15 protein-coding genes and 1 pseudogene are annotated in these 21493 nt (G+C 43.2%); 10 read left to right on the forward strand and 6 right to left on the reverse strand.

Features of this window, described 5'->3' with window-relative positions; all coding sequences use genetic code 11:
- Positions 1 to 408: 408 nt before the first annotated feature.
- From V7K31_RS18705 to V7K31_RS18715, 3 genes are all read left to right on the forward strand, one after another.
- Positions 409 to 1233, forward strand: a complete 825-nt coding sequence (locus tag V7K31_RS18705; RefSeq protein WP_335095973.1) for an undecaprenyl-diphosphate phosphatase — start codon at positions 409 to 411, stop codon at positions 1231 to 1233.
- A gap of 77 nt (positions 1234 to 1310) precedes the next feature.
- Positions 1311 to 2651 (forward strand): TIGR03279 family radical SAM protein, encoded by a 1341-nt coding sequence (locus V7K31_RS18710; RefSeq protein ID WP_335095975.1) that lies wholly within the window; start codon positions 1311 to 1313, stop codon positions 2649 to 2651.
- A 97-nt stretch (positions 2652 to 2748) separates the two neighbouring features.
- Complete coding sequence (locus V7K31_RS18715) at positions 2749 to 5559, forward strand: glycoside hydrolase family 10 protein (protein WP_335095977.1); 2811 nt, start codon at positions 2749 to 2751, stop codon at positions 5557 to 5559.
- 140 nt (positions 5560 to 5699) lie between these two features.
- On the opposite strand, the gene tnpB is transcribed toward V7K31_RS18715, so the two are convergent.
- From tnpB to V7K31_RS18735, 4 genes are all read right to left on the reverse strand, one after another.
- Positions 5700 to 6920 (reverse strand): IS200/IS605 family element RNA-guided endonuclease TnpB, encoded by a 1221-nt coding sequence (tnpB, locus tag V7K31_RS18720; RefSeq protein ID WP_335095980.1) that lies wholly within the window; start codon positions 6918 to 6920, stop codon positions 5700 to 5702.
- A gap of 102 nt (positions 6921 to 7022) precedes the next feature.
- Positions 7023 to 7211, reverse strand: coding sequence for a DUF29 family protein (locus tag V7K31_RS18725; RefSeq protein WP_335095982.1), 189 nt, complete (start codon positions 7209 to 7211; stop codon positions 7023 to 7025).
- Positions 7208 to 7486, reverse strand: coding sequence for a LapA family protein (locus tag V7K31_RS18730; protein WP_335095984.1), 279 nt, complete (start codon positions 7484 to 7486; stop codon positions 7208 to 7210). The genes V7K31_RS18725 and V7K31_RS18730 overlap by 4 nt, the downstream gene beginning before the upstream one ends.
- Positions 7487 to 7606: 120 nt before the next feature.
- Complete coding sequence (locus V7K31_RS18735; protein WP_335095985.1) at positions 7607 to 9022, reverse strand: phosphoglucomutase/phosphomannomutase family protein; 1416 nt, start codon at positions 9020 to 9022, stop codon at positions 7607 to 7609.
- 146 nt (positions 9023 to 9168) lie between these two features.
- Between V7K31_RS18735 and V7K31_RS18740 the strand changes: the two genes are divergently transcribed.
- The 4 genes and pseudogenes from V7K31_RS18740 (at position 9169) to V7K31_RS18755 (ending at position 12924) form a co-directional block, all read left to right on the forward strand.
- A complete protein-coding gene (locus V7K31_RS18740; protein WP_335095986.1) occupies positions 9169 to 10026 on the forward strand; it encodes a PD-(D/E)XK nuclease family protein in 858 nt (285 codons plus the stop codon).
- Positions 10027 to 10339: 313 nt separating this feature from the next.
- A pseudogene (locus tag V7K31_RS18745) lies at positions 10340 to 11041 on the forward strand (leucine-rich repeat domain-containing protein); the annotation flags it as partial.
- Between the two features lie 138 nt (positions 11042 to 11179).
- The gene (locus V7K31_RS18750; RefSeq protein ID WP_442941320.1) at positions 11180 to 11542 is read left to right on the forward strand and encodes a four helix bundle protein; all 363 of its coding nucleotides are present in this window, start codon (positions 11180 to 11182) and stop codon (positions 11540 to 11542) included.
- 503 nt (positions 11543 to 12045) lie between these two features.
- Positions 12046 to 12924 (forward strand): peptidoglycan recognition protein family protein, encoded by an 879-nt coding sequence (locus V7K31_RS18755; RefSeq protein ID WP_335095987.1) that lies wholly within the window; start codon positions 12046 to 12048, stop codon positions 12922 to 12924.
- 57 nt (positions 12925 to 12981) lie between these two features.
- Here V7K31_RS18755 and ribBA read toward each other — a convergent pair whose 3' ends face one another.
- Complete coding sequence (gene ribBA, locus V7K31_RS18760) at positions 12982 to 14655, reverse strand: bifunctional 3,4-dihydroxy-2-butanone-4-phosphate synthase/GTP cyclohydrolase II (RefSeq protein ID WP_335095988.1); 1674 nt, start codon at positions 14653 to 14655, stop codon at positions 12982 to 12984.
- A gap of 302 nt (positions 14656 to 14957) precedes the next feature.
- Between ribBA and argC the strand changes: the two genes are divergently transcribed.
- Positions 14958 to 16016 carry an N-acetyl-gamma-glutamyl-phosphate reductase gene (gene argC / locus V7K31_RS18765; protein ID WP_335095990.1) on the forward strand — a complete coding sequence of 353 codons (1059 nt, stop codon included), beginning with the start codon at positions 14958 to 14960 and terminating at the stop codon, positions 16014 to 16016.
- Positions 16017 to 16082: 66 nt separating this feature from the next.
- Here the strand turns inward: argC and eno are convergent, their stop codons facing one another.
- Entirely contained in the window at positions 16083 to 17372 is a 1290-nt protein-coding gene (gene eno / locus V7K31_RS18770) for a phosphopyruvate hydratase (protein ID WP_335095991.1), read from the reverse strand.
- A 273-nt stretch (positions 17373 to 17645) separates the two neighbouring features.
- Between eno and gloA the strand changes: the two genes are divergently transcribed.
- The gene (gene gloA / locus V7K31_RS18775) at positions 17646 to 18080 is read left to right on the forward strand and encodes a lactoylglutathione lyase (protein WP_335095993.1); all 435 of its coding nucleotides are present in this window, start codon (positions 17646 to 17648) and stop codon (positions 18078 to 18080) included.
- 652 nt (positions 18081 to 18732) lie between these two features.
- Positions 18733 to 21375: an ATP-dependent chaperone ClpB gene (gene clpB, locus V7K31_RS18780; protein ID WP_335095996.1), complete on the forward strand. Its 2643-nt coding sequence runs from the start codon at positions 18733 to 18735 to the stop codon at positions 21373 to 21375.
- Positions 21376 to 21493 lie beyond the last annotated feature (118 nt).

Here is a 21493-nt window from a genome sequence, read left to right on the forward strand (position 1 = left end):
ATTTACAGAACACCTTTGTAGTCCCTTGTAAATGGGGTAATACAGAGAGGTGAGTTCGACAGATCATGTAGTAACCGCCTAATTAGCGTAAATATTGAAATCTCTTAGAGGTTTTACATAGTAAAACCGTCCCTCTCCGACTCGGAGAGGGACAGACTTGAACTTTAGTTTAAGTCAGGGAGAGGTTCATCGAACTCACGTTAAATATTAAAGTTTGATGAATTGGCAAAATTGCGTTGACTTATTGAGGTGGGTGTAAGAACATGGTCAGCGTCTTCGATGATGTTATTGATCAGTGAAATTGAATTTTCTACAAGATTGGGTGCAGTGGAGAGTATATAAAGTAACATCATCAGCTAAACAATGCTCGTAATCATGTCTAGAACAGGAAAAAGGTATTAATTGCATATGGAGTTTATTCAAGCTTTTATTTTGGGCATTGTTCAAGGTATTACAGAGTTTTTACCGATTAGCAGTACTGCCCACCTTATAATTTTTACCAAGGTATTTGGTTGGAAAGAATTAGGTTCTAAAGATTTTGTTGATGCAATTCAATTTGGCAGTGTTATCGCAATTTTGGGGTATTTTTGGTCACTGATTTACAGTATTGTCAAAGGTGGAATCGAAGCAATAAAAGACAAAGACTGGCAACGTGAGGAGTGGAAAATTCTTGTTGGTATTGTAGTAGGAACAATGCCTGCCTTAATTTTCGGCTTTCTTTTGAAAGATGTTCTACCGGAGAGTGCATTAATTATTGCTATCATGTCGATCATCATGGCACTTGTACTAGCTTTGGCAGAAAAAATTGGCACTCGCAAGCGAGGTTTTGAGTCATTACAGATTCGGGATGGGATTTTAGTTGGATTGGGACAAACACTTGCTTTGATTCCGGGCGTTTCTCGTTCTGGTTCGACGTTGACGACTGCCTTATTTTTAGGATTAGAACGCGATACAGCAGCGAAATTCTCATTTTTGTTAGGGTTTCCAACTCTTACCATTGCTACGCTGTATAAAAGTTTGAAAATATTCAAGTTGTTTCAAGCCCACCAGTTGCCAGATAACATTGTTGGATTGTTAATTGTAGGGATTATTTCAACCTTTATTTTTTCCTACCTATCAATTGCATTTTTGATCAAATACCTAGCAACCAAAAACACTTTGGTTTTTGTTTGGTATAGATTAGCATTCGGTAGTGCTATTTTAGCTGCGATCGCAGCAGGTTGGAAAGGATAATTCCATAATAGTCATTAGTCATTAGTCCAAAGCAAATGACTAATGCCCCATGCCCAATGCCCAATGCCCCATGACCAATGACTACCATTAACCCTGCCCGAATTACCAAAGTTCTTCCAGACTCAATAGCCGCAGAGATTGGCTTTGAGTCGGGGGATGCGATCGTTGCTATCAATGGTACACGTCCCCGCGATTTAATTGATTATCAGTTTTTGTGTGCTGATGAAGTTTTGGAATTAGAAGTTTTAGACGCTGCTGGTAAAACTCATAGCTTGGAAATCGAAAAAGATTACGATCAAGACTTGGGGCTAGAATTTGAAACTGCCCTATTTGATGGCTTAATTCAGTGCAATAACCGTTGCCCATTTTGTTTTATCGACCAACAGCCACCAGGTAAGCGTACCAGCTTGTATTTAAAAGACGACGATTACCGTCTGAGCTTTTTGTACGGCTCTTATCTTACCCTTACGAATCTACCAGAAAGAGAATGGCAGCGCATTGAACAAATGCGCTTGTCTCCGTTGTATGTTTCTGTTCACGCCACCGAACCCGAAGTTAGAATTAGACTGCTAAAAAATCCGCGTGCGGGACAAATCTTGCAACAACTCAAGTGGTTTCAAGAAAGGCGACTACAAATTCATGCTCAAGTAGTTGTTTGTCCTGGTATAAATGATGGCAAACATCTGGAAAAAACTCTCAAAGATTTAGCGTCCTTTCATACTAGTGAAGTGCCTGCGGTGGCATCAGTGGCAGTTGTGCCAGTTGGGTTGACACGGTTCCGGCCTCCAGAAGACGAACTCATACCCGTAACTAGAGAAAAAGCCCAAGAAGTGATTTCCCAAGTGCGATCGCTCTCACAGCAATTTCGCCAACAATTCGCCTCCAGCGTTGTTTGGTTAGCCGATGAGTGGTTTTTGATTGCAGGTGAGGAATTACCCAGTGAATCTGAATATGAAGAATATCCTCAAATTGATAACGGAGTTGGTTCAATTCAATTATTTCTCAAACAATTTGCCACCGTTGCGGCAGAATTACTACCGCCAAAAGTTTATCCTCAGAGGAAATTAACTTGGGTAGTGGGCAACGCCGTAGAAAAAGCATTTCAACCGATTTTGAAACGCTTAAATTTTGTTGAAGGTTTAGAAGTCAATATGCGTGCTTTATGTAGTGATTATTGGGGACAAACTATCAGTGTAACCGGATTATTAACTGGTCATGATTTGCTTTTAAATTTAGAAGGACAAGATTTAGGTGATGGTATTTTACTACCGAATATCATGTTAAAAAATGGTGAATTAGTCTTTTTAGATGATATGAGTATTGAGGAATTAGCTGAGAGACTAAATACAAAAATTTTGCCAGTAGCAGGAGTTGAAGATTTAATTAAAACGTGTATTTTCAATTCTGTTCAGGTTTAGTTATCAAAGTTCAGTTATTTCTCGGAGGTAATTTATTGTTATCCTGGATGATAAATAAGAAGTAATGCTTAATAAATAATCCACTGAGGAGTCAGGAGTGAAGAATCAGGAAAAATCTCGTAAAAAGGTAAATTCAGAAATAAAAAAAGCCGGATTATTCATTTTAAGTTTAAATTTTTTAATTTTAAATAATTTTAGTATTTTGCCAGTAACTGCGGCGACTGAAGAACCTGTATTGAGCGTAGTGTATGGCCAAGAAAATGCAAATCAATGGACAGGGATAAGCGATCGCTTACAGGCAATCGGGGTGAAATATTGTGTAATTCCCCTAAATGATGTCAAGAGTGCGGCAGATTGGGGCGATCGCCGGGTATTATTTATGCCAAATGTCGAGACATTAACGCCAACCCAAGCGATCGCTCTAGAAGAATGGATGAGTAGGGGAGGGCGGTTGATTGCTAGTGGGCCTGTAGGTAATCTCTCATCGCCAGGAGTGCGCCAGTTATTGCGATCGCTTTTGGGAGGTTATTGGGGATTCAGCCTCAGTGATACAGAACAGATTAAACCCGCAAAAACCGATATTCCAAAATGGGCAAATCAAACTGAACTCTTTGGCAAAGTGCGCGGCGGCGTGATGATTCCTAATGATATGGGCAGTGAATCTCCTGCTGTTTGGAATTCCAAAGATAATCCCGCCGCAGTAGTGACAACTGAGCGTTCCACCCTTTTGGGCTGGCGCTGGGGAACAAATACAGCCTCAGGCGCCGAGTTAGATAATGCCTGGTTAAAAGCTGCTCTCAACCACTATTTGACAGCGCCAGCGCCATCGAATCGCATGAAAAAAGTAGCAGGAGGTTCCCAAAACTGCTCTACAACGGTGGCGGTGGCGTCAAGGGAGCAGGGGGAAACAATTCAAAATTCAAAATTCAAAATTCAAAATTACTCCGCCACTTTGCCACTCTCTCCCTCCCTCCCTGCTAAAACTGCGACTGCTCCCATACCTAGAGCGCTGATTACAGTCAAACCCCCAAATTCCGAGGCTATTGATCAGTTGGAACAAGCGGTGCGTCTGGATGTTGCACCCAACTCCAATCAGCCGATTGATAATAACGAAGCGATCGCTCTCCAGCAGGAGCTAGAAAATCTGATTGGTCGGGTGGAAAGTGCTAATTTAGCGGTATTAGCTGATGCTGCTAATGAAGGCGTTGGAATATCTGAGCAAAAGCAGTCCTCTAGGAATCTGGACACCTACACCCCCCAATCTGTCAAGGTGCAACCGACGCAATTGGCCTCAACTAAATTGGGAGGGCTAGTCAGAAGTAAAGATCAAACCTTGGCACAGGTAAGGGTAATTGCCAAAAACTTACCCATATTGATTGCCCAAAAAAACTACGCTCTGGCTCGTCAGCAGTGGCTGGTAGCGAAGACGATTTTATGGCAGCAGTTTCCTGTTGATCGGAGGCAGGCTCAACCAGAAATTCGGGCAGTTTGGTTAGATCGGGGGACGATTGTTCGCGCTGGTAGCAAGGCGGGACTGGCACAGATTTTTGATCGCCTAGCCCAAGCTGGGATTAATACCGTCTTCTTTGAAACTGTTAATGCTGGCTATACCATTTATCCGAGCCAAGTCGCAAAAGAACAAAACCCATTAATTCGTGGATGGGACCCACTGGCAGAAGCAGTGAAATTAGCCCATGAACGCGACATAGAATTACACGCTTGGGTTTGGACTTTTGCTGCTGGGAACCAACGGCACAATGAAATTATCAACGTTAATCCTAATTATCCAGGGCCTGTACTGGCGGCTCATCCCGATTGGGCAAACTACGATAACCTGGGCAACATGATTCCCGTTGGGCAGACTAAGCCATTTTTTGACCCAGCCAACCCCGAAGTGCGGCAGTACTTGCTCAAGCTGTATGAGGAAATCGTCACTCACTATAACGTCGATGGTCTACAGCTAGACTACATTCGCTACCCCTTTCAAGACCCATCAGCAGGTCGAACTTACGGCTATGGCAAAGCTGCAAGAGCGCAGTTTCAGCAACTTACTGGTGTAGATCCGATAAATATTTCCCCTAGCCAACCAGAACTGTGGCAAAAGTGGACGATATTTCGCACCGCGCAAATTGATAGCTTTGTTGCCCAAGTATCACAGCAGTTGCGACAAAAACGACCTAATTTGATTTTGTCGGTTGCAGTATTTCCTCTGCCAGAACTAGAGCGGATTCAGAAAATTCAACAAAATTGGGAAACTTGGGCCCGGCGGGGAGATGTAGATTTAATCGTTCCCATGACTTATGCTCTGGATACTTCTCGCTTTCAACGACTAGCCCAACCCTGGATTGCCTCTAAAGAATTGGGAGCTACATTGTTAGTACCGGGAATTCGCTTACTTTCTTTGCCAACAATCGGGGCATTCGATCAACTCCAGTTGGTAAGGGATTTGCCAGTTAGTGGTTATGCACTCTTTGCCGCAGAAAATTTTAACAACGAGCTACAAAAACTCTTTATTAGCACCCAAGGTAGGATTCAATCCACAAGAAGTGAACCGATTCCTCACCGCCAGCCTTTTCAAACTGCCGCCATCCGTTACACCGCGCTGCAACGGGAATGGAAATTTGTTTTCCAAAATGACCAACTACAAAGACCTGCTCAGACAATATCAGATTTTAACAACCAGGCAGAAGTTTTAGGCAGTGCTTTAAATCAGCTTGCTGCTTCCCCTTCTCCTAGTAAGTTAATAGTGGCGAGAGCCTCTTTAACTCGGTTCCAGTCTCAATTTCGGGTATTGATGAGCCAAGAGGTTAAGTCAAATTCCTATCAAGTCAAAGTTTGGGAAAATCGGCTTGTAACTATAGAAAGGCTATTGCGTTACGGCGAACGGCGGGGGCAGTTGCGTCCTTAGTGAAGAGGTAGGGGAGACAAATCAATTCAAAATTCAAAATTCAAATTTTGCCAGACTAACCAATATATATTAAGTGGCTACGTTACGCGCTTTATACCACATAGCCACAATTACATTTTTGAACCTCGCATGACTAGAAGTCACGCGATTCCTGCTTCAACGATCTCTGCCTGAATTGCTCCAGGTCTTACAAGTTCTCCACAGGCGTTTAGAGCCTCCGGGATACCCACGGTGGCTGTTAAAATTCTCAACCCCTCACAAAAAATATTTAAACTTGCATTCACGTCTCTCAAGTTGTAGTTATCACAACTAGGGCAAGACCATTCACGCAACTTTAAATCCAAAACTTGTGGATTAATAAAACCACAATGATTACAAGTTTGAGATGAGGGATAAAAAGTACCAACTTTCTGCACAATTCTGTCGTGCCACAAAGCTTTATATTCGAGCATGGTAATAAATTTTGACCAACTAGCGTCTGAAATGCTCAAGGCTAATTTGTGATTCTTAACCATGTTGGCAACTCGTAAATTTTCGATACAGATAACAGTGTTTTCTTTGATTATACGAGTTGACAGCTTGTGCAGAAAATCATCTCTCAAATTCGTAATTCTTTCGTAGCTTCGAGCCAGCTTGATTTTCGCTTTGACTCTATTACTACTACCTTTTACACTGCGGGATAGTTTTTTGTGGTATGAGCGTAACTTGCGAGTTTGAGTTCTATAATATTTGGGATTGTCTACTGTTTCATTATTGCTAGTAACGAGATAAGACTTAATTCCCAAGTCTAAGCCAATATTTTGACTAACTTGAGGGTATTTCTGTATTTCTGTTTCGCACAAAATACTAGCAATGTATTTACCGCTATTCGTGCGAGTGATGGTAACGTTTACAACATTACCAATAATGTCTTGGGATTTGTGAAACCTTACCCATCCTAGCTTTGGAAGTTTTAAACGATTCTCTATTAGTTGAATGTTGCTGTTGGTAAAATTGGTCTTGTAAGATTGTTTGCATCCGTGTTTATTTTTGAATTTACGAAAGCCTACACCCTTCTTGCCTTTAGATTTTTTTAAATCAGAAAAGAAGTTTTTGTACGCTGTTTCTAGATTCTTGAGCGAGTTTTGTAGAGCAAACTTATCTACCTCTTTGAGCCATTCAATCTCTTTTTTAAGTAAAGTTAACTGCTGACTGCAAGCGTTATAATTTAACGTTTTTTGTTCAGCGCTGTATAGCTCTTTTCTCAGTGCCAAAAAGCGGTTATACACAAATCTTGCACATCCAATAGTCTTGTTAATTAAGACTTCTTGACTGTGGTTAGGAATGAGTGTAACTTTAAATGCTTTCTGGATGTAAGACAACTTTTTAAATGCGTTAAATACATTTTAATTCTAACACGAAGTCACTCAAATATGGAGCGCCTAACTCATGACTATAAGTCACGAGTGTGTGGCTTGCAGAAATCAAATATCGCTTGTTTCCGGGAGCCAGTCTTCATCCAACACTAACTCTAAAGAATATGGACACTTTTCTGGAAACACAGAAATTAACATCCCCGTTTGCTTGGCTGCTTGGTGACGTGCCCTTTGATAACTTTCCTCAAGTTGCTCTGTAGGATAGCTGTATTTCTGTATGTTTTTTTCAGTCCTCAAAAATCTTCATCGTCAACAAAAAATTCGGCATCGTCTTCCAATCGAGAATTACCCTGCCCAATACCAGCAAGTCCCCACAGAGGTTGCAGCAGTGCCATACCAATTAACCCTACACCAGCACTAAAAGCCAGCACTAAACCCATTGGTATCTGAATCGATTGGAATGTTAAGAATTTTAACGATACGGGTGTGGCATTTTGGACTGAAATAATTGCGATCGCTATTATCCAAACCGCTACAACTAAAGATGTGAAAAAAGGAGCTAAAGTTTTCATACTTTGATTGAAGTGAAGAGTTAGGAGTTAGGAGTGAGGAGTTATTAATTTAGAACTCATAACTGTTAATAGGAGTTCTAAGTTAAGAATTGTTAATTTACAACTCTTAACTCCTTTTTGTTATGCCTCTAATTTAGCAATGACACTCTCTAACTCTTGCGCGATTTGGGTGAGTTTTTCGGGAGTGTTGGTTTCTAAATAGACGCGTACCAGTGGTTCTGTACCGGAAGGACGCAGTAAAATCCAGCTACCTTCTTCTAAATAGAGCTTAATACCGTCTTTACGCCCCACTTCCTTGACTTTAATTCCTGCTACCTCTGTAGGCGGATTTTCGGTAAAAGAGTCGATGACCGCGGTTTTGTGCGCCTCTGTGAGGTGCAAGTCTAGGCGGTTGTTGTAAAGAGGACCATCGGCTTGGGCGATCGCTTCTTTGACAAGTTGACTTAAGGGTTTGCCTTCGTATGCGATCGCCTCTGCCACCAGCATATTGGCTAATATCCCGTCTTTTTCGGGAATATGCCCAATAATACTCAAACCGCCTGATTCTTCTCCACCAATTAATACAGCAGTTTCGCGCATTTTTTCGCCGATGTATTTAAAACCTACTGGTGTTTCATAAATTTGCAGCCCATTTTTAGCCGCGAAATTATCCAGCAAGTGAGTTGTTGCCACAGTGCGGACTATAGCGCCAGTTTTACCTTTGTTTTTGATTAAATGACGTGCTAGAACTAACAGCACAGTATTGGGTGTGAGAACGGTTCCTTGTTCATCAACAATCCCAAAGCGATCGCTATCTCCATCCGTCGCCAAACCCAAATCAGCGCGATCGCGAAGTACTGCTTCCACTAACTCAACTAATTGTTCTCCTTTGGGTTCTGGCATTCCACCCCCAAATAAAACATCCCTCCAATTGTGGAAACTTTCTAACTGAACGCCACTATGTTGCAAAACTTCATCTAAATAGCCGCGAGAAGTAGAATAGAGGGCATCGTACTTTACCTTTAAATTAGCGCTTCTGATCCGTTCTACATCAAGTAGGGTGTAGATAAATTGTAGGTAATCAGGTTTCGGATCGAAAATTGAAATTGAACCTGATGGGCTGCTCCCAGGCAACTCATCCGATGCATTTTCTATATTTGCCACAATAGTATCAGTAATCTCTGGAGTGGCAGGCCCAGCATAATCGGGTATATATTTAATTCCACAGTAGGGTGCTGGATTATGGCTAGCAGTAAACATCAACGCCCCAGCAGAATTTAAGTGACGGGCGTTGTAAGCAATTACTGGTGTGGGGCAATCTCGATCAGTAATTTTGACAGTCCAACCTAAGTCTGCCAGTACTTGAGCTGCTGTTTGGGCAAACTCGTCAGCTAAAAAGCGAGTATCGTAGGCAATAAGTACTGGTCTGTCTTTTTTATAGGCTGTTTCCAAGTAAGTGGCAATTGCCCTTGTCACTTTCCGCACATTCAGGAAAGTAAAGTCATCGGCAATAATTCCTCGCCATCCATCAGTGCCAAATTTTATCTTGCTGGACATTTTTGCCACTTGCTCCCGTACATTATCAGTAGTATAAAAGCTTCGCGCAAAGCGTGTGTAGCAGCAAGTATCCCCCGAAGTTCTTTTCTAAGGAAGCCTTAACTGAAACTTCTCCCTACCGTATTTTCTCTCACTGTTTCTGAGCAATGTCAACCCCCGATCGACCTTTTGCCAGTTATCACCTTTGGTCTCTAGTTGCCCCAGCGACTGGGCAAGAACGCTGGCATTGCCAGATGAGACGGGGGTTTATCAAAGCACGGCAACACGAACCACAAGTCAAAGCGCTTTTAGCGCAAGCCACCGCACCCCAGCGAATTGGCATACTTGCCCAAAAAGGCGTTTATGAGTTTCATCATCACAGGCATCTGTTGAAGCAATCAGATGGTGTAGAAAGAGTTGCACAGCTACTTAAATTAGCCAACTCCAGCGAGCAAGTCCAGCAACGCGTGCTGCAAATTTTGAAAAAATATCATGATGCTCCGTTGCTTTTGGATAAAGATATTATCCAATTAACTCCGGGTGATGAAGGGTTTCCTAAAGCGATTTTAATTGAACAAGAAGATTATTGCTTTCGCTTATATGCAGCTATGGACTGCATTTTCATTGAGAGCGATCGCACTTTACATATTTTAGATTTTAAAACTGGTAAATCGGCTTTTGACCGACGACAGGCATTAGTTTATTTACTAGCTGCTCGTTATCTTTACCCTGGACGAAAAGCTGTTGCATCATTTTATAATTTGGAAATATCTAAAAAGTCTGAGTTAATTAGTATTAATAATAATAGTGAGTTAGAATCCTTAAAATTTGAGTTAGCTAATGTTGCCCACAAGCACCAGCACGATTTACAAAAATATCAGGATGAAAATAGTAATTTCAGTAAAATTTTTCCTCCAAATCCTGGATCTCACTGCCGTTTTTGCCCATTTAATTCAATCTGTGACTTTGCCGATTTTAAGCAGCATCAATCATCTCCACTGCCCAGTTTAAGAGTTAATAGCTAGTTGCGAGTGAGGAACTCGGCGATCCCCTCTGGGGATTAGGGGTAATGAGGAAGCAGGGGGAGAATAACTAATGTCCAATGCCGTAATTCAAAAAGATGGTAATTCTTTAAGAATCGTAAACCGAATATCATTAATTCTCAAAGCGATGCCTACGGCAAATACTGCGTCCTACGCACCCAGCTAATTTGAACATTACAGCAGTTTTTATATAGATACAACATACGCATCTAGCCACATTCCCCACTCCCTACTCCCCATAACCTGCGATACACTACTCTGGTAAATATGACTAGAGAGTTGGTGAGGTTTGCAGATGACAAACGAAAAACTGTTGCAAATTATTGAAAAAGCTGCCCACGAAAAGGCAACAGAGCTATACCTCAATCACAATCAACTCAGCAGCCTACCGCCAGAAATCAGCCAACTCTCCAATCTGAGAAAACTAGGCTTATGGAACAATCAACTGAGTAGCTTGCCGCCAGAAATCAGCCAACTTTCCAACTTGACAAGGCTAGACCTCGCTAACAATCAACTCAGCAGCCTGCCGCCAGAAATCAGCCAACTCTCCAACTTGACTGAGCTAGACCTCAATCAAAATCAACTCAGCAGCCTGCCGCCAGAAATCAGCCAACTCTTCAACCTGAGAAAGCTATACCTATGGGGCAATCAACTGAGTAGCCTGCCGCTAGAAATCTGCAAACTCTTCAACCTGACGGAGTTATACCTCAATGAGAATCAACTGAGTAGCCTGCCGCCAGAAATCTGCCAACTCTCTAACCTAAAAAACCTATCCCTCTCTAGCAATCAACTGAGCAGTCTGCCGCCAGAATTCAGTCAACTCTTAAACCTGACGGAACTATACCTCGATGACAATCAACTGAGCAGCCTGCCGCTAGAAATCTGCCAACTCTCTAACCTGGCAGAGTTAGACCTGAGTAACAATCAACTGAGCAGCCTGCCGCTAGAAATCTGCCAACTCTCTAACCTGACAAAGTTATCCCTTCGTTTCAATCCACAATTGACCTCGCCCCCACCTGAGATTTGTGAAAAAGGAATTGGAGTTCAGGAGATTTTCACTTATATTAGAGAAAGCTTAGAGGAGCCAGAAATTCAGGCTATTTTTGCCTATTCTCCAGAAAGGTTAGAAAGTAAATTGTGCAAATTGGAAATTTATACAATTGCCTTTGAAGCGGCAATGAAAATTTTTGAAATATCAAACAAGTTTCCTGTCCATGAACGGTATTCTTTAACTGACCAAATTCGTCGTGCTTCACGTTCTGTATGTGCCAAAATAGCAGAAGCTTGGCAGAAACGGCGTTATGAGACAGGATTTATCGCTCAATTAAACGATTGTGAAGTCGAAGTATCTGCAACTCAGACTTGGATTGAATTTGCCGTCAAATGCAACTACATGGATGTGCAGAGAGGAAGAGAACTTCACGGAAGTTACAACAAAGTTTTATCTGGTCTGGTGAATATGATTAATCATCCATCACGTTGGTTAATAAAACATTAATCTCCCCTGAAGCTTCTGCGCGATCTTGAATTGTAGAGACACAATTCATCAACTATTCCTTAAACCAGTAGCAATGGTTTTAAGAGCATTTAAATAACTCCATAGACAGAGGAAGCATCTAAAACAATTACTTAGCATTCCAACATATACTAGTAACGTATATTTGACTAGAATTAAGGTGTTATAGTGATTCTCGTTTGGATACCTTCTGCGGTAGGATAGCACAGATGTCATAGGTGTCAACTTAAGCTCAAACCCCTTTAAAACCTCGTTTCCAGCCAGAGGCTGGAAATGCGTCTCCTGGCGGCTCTGCCGCCAGCAAGGGAGGCGGAGCCTCTAGAACGGCATTCCCAGTCTCCGACTGGGAACGAGACAGTCTCTAAAAGCTAGTTATAGACTGGTTTTTACGTTAAGTTGACACCAATGCACAGATGTACGCCCCTACCAAGGACACGCGAGTTTAGCTATAAGTTAATATCTACCGTTTTACTGGTATTAGAAAAATGAGGTTTAAAGACTGGGCGACTAGAGTACTAGTAATCTCGCTGATGTTCATGGCTTTAATTGTAGTGCTGCTAATTGGACGAACGGCAAAATTACAAAATAATCCGATAACATACCATAGATCCAAGCCACAGGTTACAGCCTGGAGTCAATATCCACAGGCGCAATTCCAATCAGCGAAAGAGCCAGAGAAGAAATCTCAACGTGTTCTCAAGTCCCCAGTTAAGACTAATAAGGCTGTAGCAAGATACGTAACTACTCAAGCTTTTGCACGCTACAGACCTAATTATCAAGTTGCTTCAGTTGACCCAAGTAACTATGGAGAACGGTACGCCCTAGATGTTAACGGTGTTCGTGTCAGCAATCAACCGATTATCGTCCTCCATGAAACTGGTTATTCTGCTTCCAGTGCCGTTAATTTCTTTCAAGTAGCCCATAACGATGAAAGTGTGCAAGCAAGTTACCACGCTTTAATCAAGTTAGACGGAACGGTGGTTTATCTAGTACCGCCAGAAAAGCGAGCTTTTGGTGCAGCTAACTCCGTATTTGATAGTCCTGATGGAGTGGAAACTGTGCAGACTAATCCACATTTGCCTCCGTCTGTGAATAATTTTGCTTATCACGCTTCTTTGGAAACACCGCCAGATAGTTATGACAGTAGCAGCCAACAAACCCATAGCGGCTATACTGAGGCTCAATATCATTCTCTTGCTTGGTTAATTGCTCAAAGTCAAGTAAGAGACGATCGCATTACTACCCACCGTCTAGTAGACCGTTCTGGTAAAAAAGTTGACCCGATAAATTTTGATGGTCATAAATTTCTCAACTTACTTAATACTTATCGTCAGGTCAGACCAATCTATAGAGTAAGTAAATAATTTATTCGTAAGGTGCGTTACGCTACGCAATGACACACCTTATAAAATTTATTGAAGCTATTTGCTAAAGCTATAAATTTGCTGCTTTTCCAAGCGATCGCTAATCGATGAAGGCAGTGTACCATCCGGGAATGTCTCTCGATCTAGTTGGACTTGTAAATTACTCAAAGGATCGCAACCAGAAGAAATCATAAATTCTAGTTTCTGGATGTAAGGCAAAGTTGCGAGGTTGTCCAAAATCTGGAAGATTGCCTGTATATAAGGATGACCACTTTGCTGATACCAATCACAGCTAGCAACTTTTGGTTGATCAAAACCTAAGTGTACTGTTAAAGATGGCTCGTCAAATAAGGCGATCGCTAAAGGACGCGCCTCTTCCTGTAACAATAGATCATTAATTCTCGCTAAGTGTCGCATTTTCTCTAAGCGCTCATAACGTTCCGTCACCGCTTCCGGGTCATCTTGCCAGTGAATTGCTACTGTCACCAAATAAGTCTGTAACAACATATGACCCAGCTTTTTCGCCTTTGTCGCCAGGTAATAGGAATTGTAATCGGTTGCCTCAATCAATAACGGCAAGCGATCGACTACTTCCAACCCATAACCCTTGACTCCAGCAATTTTACGGGGATTATTGGTAATCAGGCGGATCTTTTTGATGCCCAAGTCCATGAGCATTTGTGCCCCCATCCCGTAGTCTCGCAAGTCGGCGGGAAATCCCAAACGCTCATTTGCTTCTACTGTATCTAGCCCCATATCCTGCAATGAGTAGGCTTTCAGCTTGTTAATCAAGCCGATTCCCCGTCCTTCTTGGCGCAGGTATACAACTACACCTTGACCCGCAGCCTCAATCATTTTCAGTGCGGCTTCTAATTGCATCCGACAGTCGCAGCGCAAAGAACCCAAAGCGTCACCAGTTAAGCATTCTGAGTGCATCCGCACCAGCACCGGCTCATCTTTGAAGTTAGCTGGATCGCCCTTGACAATTGCAACGTGTTCTGTATTATCCACAGTATGACGGTAGGCGTAAATTTCAAACTGGCCGAATTCACTAGGCAGCTTAGTAACAACTTCTCGATACACTAGGCGATCGTGCTGTAGACGATAACTAATTAAATCCGCAATACTAATAATTTTTAAGTTGTGACGTTTAGCATATTCAACTAACTGCTGCAACCGCGCCATTGAACCATCGGGGTTTTGAATTTCACAAATTACCCCGGCTGGGTATAGCCCTGCTAGTCGAGCCAAGTCCACGGCTGCTTCTGTATGTCCTGCGCGTTTGAGTACGCCTCCCTCTTTAGCCCGAATCGGGAAAATATGACCAGGACGACGTAAATCTGTAGGTTTTGTGGCTGGGTTGAGAGTAACCTGGATAGTGCGGGCGCGGTCTTCTGCTGAGATGCCTGTGGTAACGCCCAATTCTGGGCCAGCATCAATACTAACAGTGAAGGCAGTTTGGTTAGTATCTGTAATGTTGCTGACCATCAATGGTAAGTCTAGCTCGTCTAGGCGATCGCCAGTCATTGCCAAACAAATCAGTCCTCTAGCTTCCACCGCCATGAAATTAATCGTGTCGGGTGTGGCAAATTGGGCAGCACAGATTAAGTCGCCTTCATTTTCCCTATTTTCATCATCTACCACTACAATGACACGACCAGATTTTAGGTCTGCTAAAGCGGCATCAATCGAATCAAATTTAAAAGCTTGGGTAGTATTAGGCTGTGACACAGAAAGATTTCCAGCTACCAACGTAAATTTTTTTTACAATTTCCTCTTTTAAATTGTAGCTCCTTTACAAGGCAGAGAATTAGACTAGCAATGATTTGATAACGTGGCAAAAATTTTTGCCATTAAAATTGGGGTCAAGGGTCAATTAACTAAATTTTATATAGACTTTGGACTCTTGACTTTGGACTCTGGCTCCCCAAAACCAAGTGGAGGGGTTTGGGCGTTTTGTGGGCTGCGCTAGTCGCTGATATTGTTGATAGCTGAGAACGAATTAACCATTCATGGGATAAGGATTTCAGATCATGGACAAATTTAGACGCGTACCCGTTGGGATTGTTGGCGCGTCGAGCTATGGCGGAGTACAGTTAGTACGATTACTCATGGATCATCCAGAAGTCGAACTGGTTTATTTAGGCGGTGAGAGCAGTATCGGGAAATCCTTTGGAGATATCTACCCACATCTGGCTCATGCGGCTAACCTGCCAATAGAGGGTGTAGAACCAGAAATAATTGCTCATCGCTGTGAAGTAGTTTTCCTGTCTTTACCAAATGGTCTGGCTTGCCAAATCGCGCCTAAACTGTTGGAAAAAGGATGTAAAGTACTAGATTTGAGTGCAGACTATCGGTTCAGTGATTTGACAACTTATACAAATTGGTATGGTACTGAGAGAAGCGATCGCAATATTGCAGCTACAGCAGTTTATGGATTACCAGAACTTTATCGCGATCGCATTGCCGAAGCTCAACTCGTTGGCTGTCCTGGTTCCTATGCCACTGCTAGTCTTTTGGCACTTTTGCCACTCTTAAAGCAAGGCTTAATCAAACCAGAAACAGCGATTATCGATGCCAAATCTGGCACATCTAGCAGTGGACGGCAACCTCAAACCAACTTATTACTAGCTGAAGCAGACAACTCCATAGCAGCTTTCAATGTCGGTCGTCACCGTCATACTCCAGAAATTGAGCAAATTTGCAGTGACTTAGCCGGTCACGAACTCATGATCCAATTTACACCCCACCTAATCCCAATGGTGCGCGGTATTTTGGCAACGATATATGCGACACTGAGCGACCCTGGTCTGGTGCGAGATGACTTAATCACAATTTTCTCAGCCTTCTATCGCAACTCTCCTTGGGTAAAAGTCTGCGGTAGCGGCGTTTACCCCCAAACCAAATGGGCTAACGGCAGCAATCTTTGTTACATCGGTGTAGAAGTTGACCCGCGCACAGGTCGCGTGATTGTGATGTCAGCAATTGACAACCTAATTAAAGGACAGGCGGGCCAAGCGATTCAGTGTATGAATCTAATGATGGGCTGGGATGAAACTTTGGGGTTGCCCAAGTTAGGGTTTTATCCTTAATTGGGCATGGGGCATGGGGCATGGGGCATTGGGAAGAATTCTGCTTCAGTCCCCAGTCCCCAGTCTCTACTTCGGCCCTAAACCTACAGCACCAGCATAAACGGCGCGATCGCCTAGTTCATCTTCAATTCGCAGCAAGCGATTATATTTTGCTACCCGTTCGCTGCGACAGAGGGAACCTGTTTTGATTTGACCGGCGCGGGTTGCTACGGCTAAATCAGCGATCGTTGTGTCTTCTGTTTCACCAGAACGATGGCTAATTACTGAACGGATACCGTTACGAGTTGCCAAATCAATTGTTTCCAAGGTTTCGGTGAGTGAACCAATTTGATTGAGTTTAATCAAAATGGCATTAGCGGCTTTTTCCTGAATGCCTCTTTGCAAGCGGGTGGCATTGGTAACAAACAAGTCATCTCCCACCAACTGCACCCGCGAACCTAACTTTTGGGTCAGCAATTGCCAACTTTGCCAGTCTTCCTCATGCAAGCCATCCTCAATTGATACAATTGGGTATTGATCAACTAGTTGCGCGAGGTAATCAATAAACTCAGCCGGGGCGTGAGGTTTCCCATCGTAAACATACTGACCATTCTTGTAAAACTCACTAGCTGCCACATCCAACGCCAAAGCTACTTCTTCCCCTGGCTTATAACCAGCTTTCTTAATGGCAGCAACTAGTAATTCTAAAGCCACCTGATTAGATTCTAGGTTAGGGGCAAAACCGCCTTCATCGCCCACACCAGTAAGCAAACCCTTTTCATCTAATACTTGACTGAGGGTAGCAAACACCTCGGCACCCCAGCGTAATGCTTCCCGGAAGGAAGTTGCGCCAATTGGGACAATCATAAACTCTTGAAAATCTACGTTGTTTGATGCGTGTGCGCCACCGTTAATCACATTCATCAATGGCACTGGGAGCAAATTCGCTAAAGGGCTACCCAAATAGCGATATAGAGGAATATCTAGAGATTCAGCGCCAGCTTTAGCTGCTGCTAGGGAAACTCCCAAAATCGCATTCGCCCCCAAACTGGATTTGTTAGGAGAACCATCTATGGCGATCATTGTCCGGTCTAGCAGTTCTTGGTTGAGGGCATCTAACCCTAACAATTTTGGCGCAAGTGCTTCTCTAACGTTTTGTACTGCCTTGAGTACGCCTTTGCCCCCATAACGACTTTTATCGCCATCACGCAGTTCGTGAGCCTCAAAAGTGCCAGTAGAGGCACCACTGGGAACCTGCGCCAGTCCGACAACACCGTTAGCTAAATGCACTTCAGCTTCAATTGTCGGTCTACCGCGTGAATCAAGAATTTCACGGGCTGCGATCGCAACAATTGCAGTATCTAGAAATTTACTCATCTGTACTTTATCCTTTATTCGAGTGTGTTACGCATATAGTCCAGTTGCCTAACCCAATCGTTAGCATAGGCGGTTAAGAGGCTTTCTCGGCTGAGATTAAAGAAGATTTCCATTATTAGGGATCGGGATCAATGCCAAAAATGGGTAAGGGAATGTTTATCCTGTCCTTTACCTTTTAATTCTTTCTGCGATCGCATTTTTACCTTAAGACTTTCAGCTAGGTAAAATGTTGGCAGAGAATAACACTAAATCAATTACAGAGAAAAGGTCAATATGCGATTACTACACACAATGCTGCGGGTGGGCAACCTTGAAGAGTCCTTAAAGTTCTACTGTGAACTTCTAGGAATGAAACTACTGCGCCGAAAAGATTATCCAGGGGGAGAATTTACCCTAGCTTTTGTGGGCTACGGCGATGAAAGCGATAACGCGCTGATCGAACTAACCTACAACTGGGGAGTAGAAAAGTACGAATTGGGTACTGCTTATGGTCACATTGCCCTTGGCGTTGATGATATTTACGCTACGTGTGAAGAAATCCGCAATCAGGGCGGTAAAGTCGTGCGCGAACCAGGGCCAATGAAACATGGTTCGACAGTAATTGCTTTTGTGGAAGATCCAGATGGGTATAAAGTTGAACTGATTCAACTGGGAAATCAAGGGTCAGCAGTCAAACAGGAATCACAAGAGCAACTTGTGAGTCAATAATTCTGATAAGGGATTTCCAAAAAATAAATCATCCCCTAGGGTGGAATGTCACTTACTTAAGCTGGATTTAGATCCCTGAATTATTCAAGAATTCGGGGATCTCGGCAGTAAGTTTTACTTAAGAGCGATCGCAAAATCTACACCGATGTCTTGAAAAGTTGAGCTACATACGGGGAGATTGATTCTTCCCGCAAACAGGTTTCTCATGTCAGTAAACCCAGATAGGCGAGACTTTTCGCTTTTTGCCTCCCCTTTTTAGGCGGGTTACGGGATCTTCTTTGCGTAAATCCTATTAGTATTACCCCCATACTGTCGTTGATGAAGCGATCGCTCCAATAGTACATCTGCCAAAGTCCGCTCAGAACTGTATTTTCGTTTTAAATTAGAAAATAGGTAATAGATCAAACTATCATCAATTACTAATCCCAAATTGCCACCAGAGATACACACGGATATACGCTGAGAATGTTTGGATAATTATCTGGGTACTAAGGAGTAGGGTTACAACCACTCCCCATTATCCCTTATCCCCAGAGGGGACTCCAGCTTCCTCACTCCCGTACAGACGCGATTAATCGCGTCTCTCCCACTCCCCGCTCCCTTAATAATCCCCAATCCCTAAACTAAAAATCAAAATTCCAAAATTCTAAAGATGCAACCTACAGATCCGAATAAATTTACTGATAAAGCCTGGGAAGCAATTGTTAAATCTCAGGATATAGTCCGTGCTTATCAACAACAGCAACTAGATGTTGAACATTTAATTATTGCCCTGTTAGAAGAACCCACTAGTCTAGCAATACGTATCCTGGCTCGATCTGAGGTCGATCCAATCCGGTTGCAACAGCAACTAGAAGCCTTTACCCAACGTCAGCCGAAAGTTGGTAAAAGTGATCAGCTTTACCTTAGCCGTAATTTAGATGTTTTACTAGACCGAGCTGAGGAAGCTAGAGCCAGGATGAAAGACTCCCATATTTCCGTGGAACACATAGTCTTGGCATTTGCTGAAGACGATCGCATTGGACGAAAGATACTCAAAGGCTTCAGTGCGGATACAGCTAAACTAGAAACTACTATCAAAACCATTCGCGGTAGCCAAAAGGTGACAGATCAAAGCCCAGAATCCCGCTATGAAGCATTACAAAAATTTGGCCGAGATTTGACAGAACAGGCAAAAGCTGGGAAACTCGACCCAGTAATTGGACGGGATGACGAAATTCGGCGGGTAATTCAAGTATTGTCTCGTCGTAGCAAAAATAACCCCGTCTTGATTGGTGAACCTGGAGTGGGTAAAACTGCGATCGCCGAAGCTTTGGCACAGCGAATGGTAAATGGTGACGTTCCCGAATCTTTGAAAAACCGCAAACTCATTTCTTTAGATATGGGTAGTTTGATTGCTGGGGCAAAATACCGGGGTGAATTTGAAGACCGTCTGAAATCTGTTCTCCGGGAAGTTACGGAATCTAACGGTGACATCGTACTATTTATTGACGAACTGCATACCGTAGTCGGCACCGGTTCCAATCAACAAGGGGCGATGGATGCGGGAAATCTGCTCAAACCAATGCTGGCGCGGGGAGAACTGCGTTGCATTGGTGCCACTACCCTCGACGAGTTCCGCAAGCATATTGAGAAAGATGCTGCCCTAGAACGCCGCTTTCAACAAGTATTTGTGGATCAGCCAAGTGTGGAAAATACTATTTCCATTCTGCGGGGATTGAAAGAACGCTATGAAGTTCATCACAATGTCAAAATTTCTGATTCGGCTTTGGTAGCAGCAGCAACCCTGTCAGCACGTTATATTAGCGATCGCTTTTTGCCAGATAAAGCGATTGATTTGGTAGATGAAGCAGCAGCACAGTTGAAAATGGAGATTACCTCTAAACCAGCAGAATTGGAAACCATTGATCGCCGCCTCATGCAGTTAGAAATGGAAAAGCTGTCATTAGCTGGCGAAGAAAAGGGTACCGCCCAAACGAGAGAACGTTTGCAGCGAATTGAGCAAGAAATCGCTAATTTAACGGAAAAACAGCACACATTTAATGAGCAATGGCAAGGTGAAAAGCAGCTATTGGAGGCGATAAGCGCCTTAAAGAAAGAAGAAGATGCCTTGCGTGTGCAAATTGAACAGGCGGAACGCGCTTATGACCTAAATAAAGCTGCTCAACTGAAGTATGGCAAATTGGAAGGAGTACAACGCGATCGCGAAGCCAAAGAAGCGAACTTTTTAGAAATTCAAAACCAAGGTTCCACGTTGCTGCGAGAACAAGTTACTGAAGCCGATATTGCCGAAATCGTCGCCAAATGGACAGGAATCCCCGTCAATCGTTTGTTGGAATCGGAACGGCAAAAATTACTGCAACTAGAAAGTCATTTACATGAACGAGTTATTGGGCAAGAGGAAGCTGTAGAAGCGGTAGCAGCCGCAATTCGCCGCGCCCGTGCGGGGATGAAAGACCCCTCGCGTCCCATTGGTTCATTTATGTTCATGGGCCCCACAGGTGTGGGCAAAACCGAACTCGCCCGCGCTTTAGCTCAGTTTCTCTTTGATTCTGATGATGCCTTGGTGCGCTTAGATATGTCTGAGTATATGGAAAAACACTCAGTTTCCCGTCTGGTGGGAGCGCCTCCAGGATATGTAGGATATGAAGAAGGCGGTCAACTTTCCGAGGCGATTCGCCGCCGTCCCTACTCAGTGGTGCTGCTGGATGAAGTGGAAAAGGCACACCCCGATGTGTTCAATATTTTATTGCAGGTATTAGATGATGGGAGAATTACTGACTCTCAGGGAAGGACGGTAGATTTTCGTAACAGCGTTATTGTGATGACCAGTAACATTGGTAGCGAACATATCTTGGATGTATCCGGTGATGATTCCAAATATGAAACGATGCGGAAGCGAGTAATGGAAAATTTGCGATCGCATTTCCGCCCCGAATTCCTCAACCGCGTCGATGATATTATTCTCTTCCATACCTTAAATCGCACAGAAATGCGGCAGATCATCCGCATTCAACTGAAGCGGGTAGAAAGTCTTTTGCGCGAGCAAAAAATCTTGTTTGAAATATCGCAATCAGCCTGTGATTACCTTGTCGAATCAGGTTATGACCCAGTTTATGGTGCCCGCCCACTCAAACGGGCAATTCAGCGAGAAGTAGAAAACCCCCTCGCCACCAAGTTATTGGAAAATACTTTTATCTCTGGAGACACGATTATCATTGACAAAAATGAAAACGGTCTGTCTTTTAACAAAAAAGTGCTGGTGAAGGTATCAGTACCACAGATTGCTACATAGTTATAGCGGTTCTCAATTGCGTGAAACAGAGAACATTTGTAGGGGCGCACAGATGTCATTGGTGTTAACTTAAGCTAAAACTCCTTTAAACCCTCGTTTCCAGCCTCTGGCTGGAAAC

The sequence above is a fragment of the Nostoc sp. genome, assembly GCF_036917675.1.
Classification (GTDB): domain Bacteria; phylum Cyanobacteriota; class Cyanobacteriia; order Cyanobacteriales; family Nostocaceae; genus Nostoc.